The 9,886-nt window shown below is 42.8% G+C and carries 10 protein-coding genes, 2 tRNA genes and 1 pseudogene; 10 read left to right on the top strand and 3 right to left on the bottom strand.

The genetic code is table 11. The features are described from left to right. Positions 1–59 precede the first annotated feature (59 nt). Positions 60–776: a response regulator transcription factor gene (locus NT141_00200; protein MCX6783483.1), complete on the bottom strand. Its 717-nt coding sequence runs from the start codon at positions 774–776 to the stop codon at positions 60–62. 109 nt (positions 777–885) lie between these two features. Between NT141_00200 and NT141_00195 the strand changes: the two genes are divergently transcribed. The 3 genes from NT141_00195 (at position 886) to NT141_00185 (ending at position 3,144) form a co-directional block, all read left to right on the top strand. After that, positions 886–1,485 carry a hypothetical protein gene (locus NT141_00195; GenBank protein ID MCX6783482.1) on the top strand — a complete coding sequence of 200 codons (600 nt, stop codon included), beginning with the start codon at positions 886–888 and terminating at the stop codon, positions 1,483–1,485. Positions 1,486–1,706: 221 nt separating this feature from the next. Continuing rightward, positions 1,707–2,414 (top strand): TrmH family RNA methyltransferase, encoded by a 708-nt coding sequence (locus NT141_00190; GenBank protein ID MCX6783481.1) that lies wholly within the window; start codon positions 1,707–1,709, stop codon positions 2,412–2,414. A gap of 238 nt (positions 2,415–2,652) precedes the next feature. Then, positions 2,653–3,144, top strand: a complete 492-nt coding sequence (locus NT141_00185; protein ID MCX6783480.1) for a peptidylprolyl isomerase — start codon at positions 2,653–2,655, stop codon at positions 3,142–3,144. Here NT141_00185 and NT141_00180 read toward each other — a convergent pair. Beyond that, positions 3,133–3,903, bottom strand: a complete 771-nt coding sequence (locus tag NT141_00180) for an undecaprenyl-diphosphate phosphatase (GenBank protein MCX6783479.1) — start codon at positions 3,901–3,903, stop codon at positions 3,133–3,135. The two genes, NT141_00185 and NT141_00180, sit on opposite strands and share 12 nt — an antisense overlap. Before the next feature lie 35 nt (positions 3,904–3,938). On the opposite strand from NT141_00180, the gene NT141_00175 reads away from it, so the two are divergent. From NT141_00175 to NT141_00155, 5 genes and pseudogenes are all read left to right on the top strand, one after another. Then, the gene (locus NT141_00175; protein MCX6783478.1) at positions 3,939–4,796 is read left to right on the top strand and encodes a class I SAM-dependent methyltransferase; all 858 of its coding nucleotides are present in this window, start codon (positions 3,939–3,941) and stop codon (positions 4,794–4,796) included. Continuing rightward, on the top strand, positions 4,793–5,320 hold the full coding sequence (locus NT141_00170) for a TrmH family RNA methyltransferase (protein MCX6783477.1): 528 nt from the start codon (positions 4,793–4,795) through the stop codon (positions 5,318–5,320). The genes NT141_00175 and NT141_00170 overlap by 4 nt, the downstream gene beginning before the upstream one ends. Next, positions 5,306–5,395 (top strand) — tRNA-Ser (locus NT141_00165). The genes NT141_00170 and NT141_00165 overlap by 15 nt, the downstream gene beginning before the upstream one ends. A gap of 34 nt (positions 5,396–5,429) precedes the next feature. Then, positions 5,430–5,894, top strand: coding sequence for a thioredoxin-dependent thiol peroxidase (gene bcp, locus NT141_00160; protein ID MCX6783476.1), 465 nt, complete (start codon positions 5,430–5,432; stop codon positions 5,892–5,894). 63 nt (positions 5,895–5,957) lie between these two features. After that, positions 5,958–7,626: pseudogene (locus tag NT141_00155) on the top strand (GTP-binding protein). Between the two features lie 89 nt (positions 7,627–7,715). Here the strand turns inward: NT141_00155 and NT141_00150 are convergent. Continuing rightward, the gene (locus NT141_00150; protein ID MCX6783475.1) at positions 7,716–8,324 is read right to left on the bottom strand and encodes a hypothetical protein; all 609 of its coding nucleotides are present in this window, start codon (positions 8,322–8,324) and stop codon (positions 7,716–7,718) included. A 166-nt stretch (positions 8,325–8,490) separates the two neighbouring features. Between NT141_00150 and NT141_00145 the strand changes: the two genes are divergently transcribed. Both NT141_00145 and NT141_00140 read left to right on the top strand, forming a co-directional pair. Next, positions 8,491–8,565, top strand: a tRNA-Gly gene (locus tag NT141_00145). A gap of 47 nt (positions 8,566–8,612) precedes the next feature. Further along, positions 8,613–9,731, top strand: a complete 1,119-nt coding sequence (locus NT141_00140) for a hypothetical protein (GenBank protein MCX6783474.1) — start codon at positions 8,613–8,615, stop codon at positions 9,729–9,731. The last annotated feature ends 155 nt before the right edge of the window (positions 9,732–9,886 follow it).

Below are 9,886 nucleotides of genomic sequence, written 5' to 3'. Positions count from 1 at the left end.
GTTGCGGTGTTCCTTCATACGGCGGCTGTGCAAACGGAATGTGCGGTTTGAGTTAATTATTATAGAGAGGGCGGAATACTATTCTTTATTTCATCATTGAATGTGTATCCCGCGCTTCTAATACTTTTAATATAGATTGGGTGTTCCGGATCAGGTTCAAAATATTTTCTTAAGCGTGAAATAAAATTATCTATTGTTCTTGTTTCGACCTCCGAACTTAGATGCCAGACATTTTCTAGCAATTCTTTACGGGAAACTATTTTCCCCTTCCTCTCAATTAAGTATTTTAAAACCATTGCTTCTCGTTGTGTTAGTACAAAGTTTTTTGAACCGCTGATACAACTTAGATTTTCAAAATTCACTATGTTGTTCCCAAAGCGGTAAGAAGGCTCAATCTCTGCTGACGACTGGTACCACATCTTACGCTTCAGCATCCCTTTTACACGCAGCAGTAATTCATTCAAATTAAACGGCTTGGTTAAATAATCATCCGCTCCGGAGTTTAAACCTTCCACTTTTTCATGGGTTTGACCGCGAGCGGTGAGCATTAAAATTGGCATATGAATACCTTTAGACCGCGCTTGCTTACAAATATCCAGACCGTCAACTTTAGGGAGCAGTCGATCCAAAATAATCAAGTCGAAGTTCTCCGATAACACCAAGTCCAGCCCCTCTTCGCCATCGTAGGCGATAGTGACCACATATTTTTCCTGCTCTAAACCTTTCTTAATGGCCTGAGCAATCTTATGTTCATCCTCGACTAGCAGAATCTTCATAACTACCATAATTATAGCTTTTTAGCTTAGAATCTGCTGAAAATAAACTTAGGTTTTTCTCGAGAAAAGCCTTGTGTAATTATCAAATCTGTTGTTATATATTTAGTACATGAAATTAAATTTCAAAATTCACAAAAAGTTAATTCTCGAAAGCGTTATTTCTTGGGTGCCGTTGGCATTTGTGGCCACGGCGGCGATTGTGGGAGCTTATTGCTCGGTGCAACAGAACTTTCGGCAATCAGCTAACGATCCTCAGGTTCAACTCTCTCAAGACATTGCCGGACTAATAGCTCAAGGCGCGGATCCAGCCAGTTACGATCAAGCTCAGAAAATAGACGTTGCTCAAAGTCTAACGCCGTTTTTAATAATCACGGATGAATCCGGAAAAGTGCTTGCCTCGTCTATTACTGTCAGTGGAAAATCTCCTGTCGTTCCCAGCGGCGTTTTGAGCTTTGCTAAATCTCACGCAGATGACCGAGTTACTTGGCAACCGCTACCAAAAGTCCGAATGGCGATTGTGGTTAAATATTATAAAGGACAAAGTAGCAGTGGGTTTGTAATCATCGGCCGCTCTTTAAAAGAGATCGAAACCAGAACTGATAACTTAATGAAACTAATGGCTGGTGGTCTAGCACTGACGTTGATTGGGTCATTAACCCTGGTTGTAGCGTCAAAGGTTACTAACGAACAACTGTCATTCCGGGCTTGAAAGTTAATAATGGGGCCGGAATGACATGTGGAATTGAGGTGATTTGATTGAAAAAAAAGACTGCCAAATCAAAATCATACAAGCTAACTCTACCAAGTAGCTTGAATAAAAATGTCGATAACATGAGCATTCTATACGGCATTGTTATTGGGATAGCTGTTTGTGGATTTATCGTTGGAATAGCGCTTATTAAGAGTACTTTTGTTTAAATTAAATAGTTCATGAACTACAAAAAAACTGACGAGGTCTCCTATGCGGTGGGAGTATTTCCAACAATCGAACTTATTCGGGCCCGGCCGCAGGATTTGCGCCGGGTCTATGTTAGTTCCAAGGGTTATAAAAATAGGGGATTAAAAGAAATTACAGAGTCTTGTGGGCGCTTGCACATTCCTATTGAGGAGTCTGACGGGCGTCTGAGGAATTTATCTAACAGCGATAACTGCTATGCCGCCGGAGAGTTTAAAAAGTATCTCTCGGATATTAAACGAAATGTTGATCATGTTCTTTTAGATAATCCCTCGGACATGGGAAATCTGGGGACGATTATTCGGACGATGCTGGGGTTTGGAGTTACTAATTTGGCGGTAATCAAACCAGGGGTGGATATTTTCGATCCTAAAGTAATTCGGTCTTCACTGGGAGCCATTTTTAGAATTAATTTTAGCTACTATAATTCTCTAGCGGAATATCAAAAATCAAATAAGAATCTTTTATACAGCTTTATGGTTGACGGCAAAAATGAACTTCCCAAAGTTAAATTTAAAAACCCGGCCACGTTAGTTTTTGGGAATGAGGGCAGTGGTCTTGGGGCTGAGTATCAAAGTTTGGGAGAAACGGTGTTAATTCCGCAGTCTCCGGCCGTTGACAGCCTAAATTTAGCCATTAGCGTTGGGGTGGCTTTGTATGCTAGAATGACTAACCATGTCTAAAAGTGGTTTTTTAGTCTTATCGATAATTCTACTGGCGGCAGTGGTTTTTTTCGTAGTTTATAAAGTCCAAAAAAGCCCAGATAGCGAGGCTAAACTACAAAGGATTTCCGAGGAACAATCAACTATGTCTGGTATTGACGATTTACTTACAACTGGTAGTGGCACACTTCAAGGCTCTGATTCAGCTGTCAAAGGCTCTCAAACCAGCAACGTCAAAAGTTGGTCCGTAGTGCCATCTATGATCATTGACGCAACTAAAAAGTACACGGCAACGATGTCAACAGCTTTCGGTGATATGACTTTCGATCTCTTTGCTTCTGAAGACCCATTAACCGTTAACAATTTCGTCTTTTTATCCTCTAATAACTTTTACAATGGTCTTAAATTTCACCGAATTATTGCCGACTTTATGATTCAGGGTGGCGATCCGGTGGGCAATGGCACCGGTGGTCCCGGGTATAAATTTGCTGATGAAAAAGTTACTCGCGAATATGTCGTTGGCACCTTAGCGATGGCCAACAGCGGCCCAAATACCAACGGTAGTCAGTTTTTTATTATGACGAAAGACGTACCTCTTCCTAAAAATTACACTATTTTTGGGGTTTTGTCGACTGGGCAAGATGTGTTGAGTAAAATCGCGGCAACTCCGACTACAATGGGAGCAGACGGCGCACAGTCCAAGCCTCTGACGGACGTTATTATTAATACGGTAACTATTTCAACGAACTAACAACAAAACAACCACTCCCAACACGATTCTGTAAATAGCGAATGTAACGAACGAATGACTCTCGACGTACTTTACGAAAGCTTTGACGGCGATCATTGCGGTCAAAAAAGCAACCACAAACCCTATCCCTAATAACAAATATTCACGACCACTAAAATGCCAGCCTGATTTAACCAGGTCAAGACCGGAGGCGGCGATCATTGTCGGCACCGCCAGCAGAAACGAGAACTCAACGGCTAATTTTCGGGTCATCCCTAAAATCATTCCTCCGCTAATCGTGGCCGCAGATCTGGAAACGCCAGGAATAATGGAGATAGCTTGAAATAGGCCTAAAGTTGCCGATTTTTGATAATTAACTTCGTCAATACTATTAATTACCGGTTGACGAGACTTAAACCACCACTCAAGGACTAATAAAGCAATACCACCAAGTAACAAAGCTACGGCGACGATCAATGTGTTGCCCAGCAAATACGTTTTGACGATTTTATATAAAATTAACCCGATCACGGCGGTCGGAATAAAACCGACAATTATTTTGACCCAGTCTTTAGATGGTTTTATAAATTTAGGCAGGTATAAGACAACGACGGCTAAAATCGCGCCTAATTGTATAAAAATTTCAAAGTCTTTAACAAAAGCGGTTTGTTGAATTTTAAGAAGATCTGAAATAAGAATCATATGTCCTGTCGAAGAGATCGGCAGAAATTCGGTGAGGCCTTCGGTAATCGCCATGATGATGGTTTGGAGAATAGTCATGGCTCTAAACTAGCACAGTTTGATATGATAGTCACATGGAATTGCTATGCCCCACAACTTGGAAAGATTATGAACTACTGGACTCTGGTGATGGCTATCGTTTAGAACGCTTCGGTCGCTTCATTGTGTCACGACCAGACCCAACCGTGATCTGGTCTAAATCATCTTTAAGCCTTTGGGAGCACGTCGATGCTCATTTTGACGAAACCTCTCGCGTCTGGAAACTCAATTCTAACCTAAATAATTGGACGTTAACCTATCAGAATTTAAATTTTGCGCTTAAACCCACACCATTTAAGCATTTAGGAATTTTTCCGGAACAAGCGGTTAATTGGGAATTTATTGCTAAGTGCTTGTCGACCAAAAAGTCCGGCGCTAAGATCCTTAATCTTTTTGGTTATACCGGTGGGGCGAGTCTTGTCTCCGCTTCACTGGGAGCCGAAGTTACTCACGTTGATGCTTCTAAACCAGCGTTGACCTGGTTAAAGGAGAACGAAATCTTATCGAACTTACCAAACGCCCCAATCCGACTTATTCTCGATGACGCTTTAAAGTTCGTCAGTCGCGAAGTTATACGAGGCGTAAAGTACGATGGGATTATTATGGATCCACCGGCTTTTGGCCATGATCCTAAAGGCCGCACTTGGAAATTTGCCACTGATTTTCCAGAACTTCTAAAAGAATCAGCAAAATTACTTTCCGATAAACAATTATTTATAATCGTCAACTCTTACGCCGCCGGCATGCCGGCTGTTAGCCTAAAAAATGCTTTAGACGAGATCACTAAGAATCTCCAAGGACAAACCGAATACGGCGAGTTAGGACTAAAAGAGACTTCAACCGGCCGTCTAATTTCTACCGGTGTTTTTAGTCGTTGGTCTGCCAAATCATGAAGATTTATCTCCTCGCCGACAACGTTCGCAGTTGCTATAACGTTGGTTCGCTTTTTAGACTGGCAGACGCCACAGCTGTCACTAAGCTTTATTTGACCGGTTACACGCCCTATCCTTTGAGTGATAATGACGCAAGACCAAGATACGTAGCCGCAAAAACTTCCAAAGAAATCGCCAAAACCGCTTTAGAATCATTTAACTCCGTTGCCTGGGAGCACGATGAAGCAGCGATTGACCTAATAGAAAAGCTTAAAAAAGATGGCGTTACTGTAGTCGCTGTCGAGCAGTCATCGCAAAGTATAAATTATATAAATTTTATTAAATCTATAACAACTAAATCACAAATTAATATTTGCTTTGTACTCGGTCACGAAACCGAAGGCTTAAGTAAAGATGTCATAAAGGCATGTGACGCTGCCATAGAAATTCCAATGCTAGGAGCCGGTAAGAGCCTCAACGTGGCCATGGCAGCTACAGTGGTGATATACTCGCTATTGCAATTAAGTTCTGGAGGGGTCGCTTAGTGGTCTATAGCGCGCGCTTGGAAAGCGCGTTTCCTCGCAAGAGGATCATGGGTTCGACTCCCATTCCCTCCGCCACTTTTCAACTGTGATACAATATAGATACATATCTATGTTGTCAATTAACACCAAAGCCCCACAATTTAGCGCCTCGGATCAAACTGGAACAGTTAGGAATTTGTCTGACTACCTAGGCAAATGGGTCGTCCTCTATTTTTATCCTAAAGACGACACCCCAGGTTGTACTAAAGAGGCCTGCAGCTTGCAAGATAGTTATACTGAACTTGAAAAACTGGGAGCAGTCATCATTGGTGTTTCTAAAGATTCTATAGCTTCTCATCAAAAATTCGCCGCTAAATATCATCTTAAATTTCCACTTCTGGCTGACGAGACAAAAGAGATTATTAACAAATACGAAGCTTGGGGAAGCAAGAAATTTATGGGGAAAGAATACGAAGGAACACTAAGAATCACCTATTTAATTGACACAACTGGAGTCATTCGTAAAGCTTACCTCAAAGTTAATCCTCTTACCCACGTCTCAGAAATCATAATTGACCTCAAAAGTCTTCTATAAGACTACGCAAAACAGAAATTTTTAGTGTATAATCTCCTTTACGCCTTGGGGGGCGTGTTTTTTATGGATATTAGAAACGTTGCTATTATTGCTCACGTAGACCATGGGAAAACCACTTTGGTTGACGCATTACTGCGCCAATCGAATACCCATTTAAATAAAGAGCAAGCCGCTCAGGAATTTATTATGGATTCAAACGACTTGGAAAAGGAGCGTGGCATTACCATTTTCTCCAAAAATGCTTCCGTTGATTGGAAAGGCACCAAAATTAATATCATTGATACCCCGGGTCACGCCGATTTTGGTGGAGAGGTCGAACGGGTGCTTAAAATGGCCGATGGCTGTTTACTATTAGTTGACGCTCAGGAAGGGCCCATGGCCCAAACTCGATTCGTCCTCAAGAAAGCTCTAGACCTCGGCCTTAAAGTCATCGTCGTTATGAATAAGATCGATAAGCCAAACGCCAGAATTGACGAGGGCTTAAACAAGACCTTTGATTTATTTATGGAGCTTGGGGCCAGCGATGCCGCTTTAGACTTTCCGATTATTTATTCCTCCTCTCGTCTTGGCAAAGCCGGTTTAAAGCCAGATTTGGCTAGTATGACCGACATTTCACCGATTTTTGATGAAATTATTAAGCATGTGCCCGCTCCAAAAGTTGATCCCGCGGCCTTCACATACGACTCTTTTAAAGGCCGTATCGCAACCGGTAGGGTTTATAACGGGGTGCTTAAAGCCGGATCAGACGTTGCTCATATCACTCGCGAAGGCGAAGTTAAACGCGCGAAGTTGACCTCAATTATGACTTTTATTGGTTTGGAAAGAGTTGAGGTTAATGAGGTAGAAGCCGGTGACATTGCGGCCATTGCCGGGATTGCCGATATTACTATTGGAGAAACGATCACTGATTTGGATAATCCGATTGCACTGCCACTTCTTCACATCGAAGAACCAACCGTCAAAATGACTTTTGGCGTTAATACTTCGCCGGTTGCCGGTACCGAAGGCGAATTTAGTACTTCACGTCAAATTCGCGCTCGTCTTTACAAGGAACTGGAAACGGATGTAGCTTTAAAAATTGAGGACGGCGATGCTAATGAATGGGCTGTCTCGGGTCGCGGTGAACTTCATTTAGGCATTTTAATTGAGCGCTTACGTCGCGAAGGATACGAATTACAAGTTTCTCAGCCTCAGGCGGTTATTAAAATGATTGATGGTAAAAAAATGACGCCTTACGAACAGGTTTATATTGAAGTACCCGAAGTATATTCAGGCGCAGTCATCCAGAAACTAGGAATCCGCGGCGCGGATCTTAAAGATATGCGTGGATTTTAAAGATGCTCCGGGACGGGTCCAAATTCGTGAACATGGATCGTTAGTCTCTTTTGAAACCGGACTAACTAATTTATACGGAATGGTGAACGCTCAGGACAGGGGAGAGCTTTTTATTCAACCGGGGGTTTCAGTTTATAAGGGTCAAGTTGTGGGCCGAAATTCCAGGGCTGATGATATTTCCGTGAACGTTTGTAAGGCTAAAGCTCTCTCTAATATGCGTTCTCAAGGAACTGGTGGCATTGAGCATTTTAATACGCCGCGTGAAGTAACTCTTGATTTTGCTTTGGAATATATTGGTAATGATGAATTAATGGAGGTAACGCCAAAAAGTATTCGAATTCGCAAAATGATTTTAGACGAAAAAGAGGAGCGACGCCTTCGAAATACTGGACAATAACCTTTAGAAACAAAAGTATCCTATCGCAGCCACCGTGCGGCGCCGCAATAGGATTACTTATAGTATCACATTCTGGGATAAATTGCAAGTTAAATCTTGTTTCCGTAGCTGCCAAAAAGATCCATGAAGTAACTTACAGCGCGGGCCCACGAACCACCGGCCGCCGTAGAATCAGGGTTATACCGCGTCATAATCTCTTCCGGTGTTATAAGACCGTAGCGATCACGATAAACGGCCAAGCCGCGAGAAACTGTTTCAATGGCGTGTTCCCAGCTATCAAAATTAAACCCGCTGTTTTTACCGGTATAAATAGCCCAGCCCCAGGCATTGTAGGAGTCCCGCGGCATCACCTTACCGGCGTTGCTTTCTTGCATGGCAATGGCAGCCACCAGACGCCAATCTAGACCGTATTTATCGGCAGCATCTACAAGCGTCTTACCGTAACCCGCTAAGGGGGCTCCTTGAGATGTTAAATACTTGTCTAGAATGACTGGGCGGGTGTCATCGGCGGTAATACTTTGGCCGAGAACTGCTGAAGACCTAGGTTGAGATAGATATAAGGAGTAGTTACTCTTGGCTGCTGGGCTTTTTTTGTGAAGTAACGAAACACTGGCAATAATTAAAATCAACGTTGACATCAAAAGCCAACCAATTGGTAAGAATAAAGTTAAATATAATTTAGTATTTATTTTAGGCATTTATATTCTAATTGTGACGGAATTGAAAGACTTATGCAAATCGAAGACCGCCTTGTCATTCCGGCCTTGAGCCGGAATCCAGTAACATAAATAAAATGCCTGGCATCAGCGATCGGTCGAAACCTTAGGCTTATCCAGTCATCGTGATGTTATAATTACATCGTAGGCGGGTGTAGTTCAACGGTTAGAATGAAACTTTTCCAAAGTTTAGACGAGGGTTCGACTCCCTTCACCCGCTCCAACGCAAATAAAGTTGACAACCCTCCTGAATTTGGGCACACTGGTTGGGTGATTAAGCCTTCAAAAAAGTCTTTTAAAGTGACACCTGTCGCAATCTTTGCTATAACCGGCGTGATTGCAGTGACAGTTATTTTAGCCAATTTTTTAATTTCTAATTCCGTTTTGTACTCGTCACCTCTTGCTCGCGCGGCTGAAGTCCAGAGCGTTCTCGCCTCAAGTAGCGCTGTCCTCGCGGCTTCAGTTGAAGCGGCCGCAATTAAGTCTGACGCAGCTACGCCATTTGGCACGATAAACGCCAAAACTCCTAAAGTGACGTCGATAATTATTACCCCTACGGAACCGGTTATCTATTATGCCCCGGTAGCTAGTTCATCATTTTCAGGCGGTAGTGGTAATAATAAATTTGGCATGTACGTCGAAAATAGCGCCGATCAAATTACGGCCGCAGCTGAATTAATTAATAGTAACGGCGGAGATTGGGGCTATGTTCTTCTAACAATGAATATTAATGATAGGAATGGTGGTTACTGGCAAGGATTATTCGACGCCGCGAAAAGCGCTCATGTAATTCCCATCGTCCAATTATTTAATAATGGTGTCTGTAGTGCCGATGAAATGGGTTTTAGCGAACTGGCTGACACTTTAGGCGGTCTATCGTGGCCCACACGTCATCGTTATATTAGTGTTTTCAATGAAGTGAATGCAGGAGATTATTGGTGTGGTCATGAAGATGGTGGTGAATACGCTGTTGTTTTAGACAAAGCAATAAAGGCTTTCAAAGATAAATCGAATGATTTTTTTATAATGCCGGCCGCCCTAAACAGTAGTGCCCGGACAGGGGCTAAAAGTAACTTGGGCAATACATATATAGGTGAAGACCTATTTATTTCCCAGATGAGAGTAGCTGTTCCCGATATTTTCAGTAAGATAGACGGTTGGGCTACTCACGCCTACCCCAGCCAAATTTTAGCGGGGCTATTGCTGGTGGGCGAGACAGTATTCTTAATTACCGTTGGGAACTGTCGCAAGTGGGCCGATCACTACCTGTTTTTATCACCGAAACCGGTTGGATTCATAAAGAAGGTCAGGAAGCCTGCACTCAATACTCCCAAAACGGACTGCTATCGGAGGCCGTCACCGCCGCCCGCTACAAAGAAGCGTTTGTAAATTATTGGTTACCAGACGCGAGAGTCGTAGCCGTCACGCCTTTTACTTGGTTTGGGAGCGATCCCTGTGCTGCCGGTTTTAACTTCGTAAAGGCGGATGGCACTTTATATCTTCAAGGTGAAGTAATTAAATCAATCCCCAAGAACGCCGGTAGT

Source organism: candidate division WWE3 bacterium, from assembly GCA_026396615.1.
Lineage (GTDB): Bacteria > Patescibacteriota > WWE3 > JAPLWK01 > JAPLWK01 > JAPLWK01.
The sequence above is the reverse complement of the archived record's forward strand: the minus strand, read 5'-3'. Positions and strand labels throughout refer to the sequence as shown.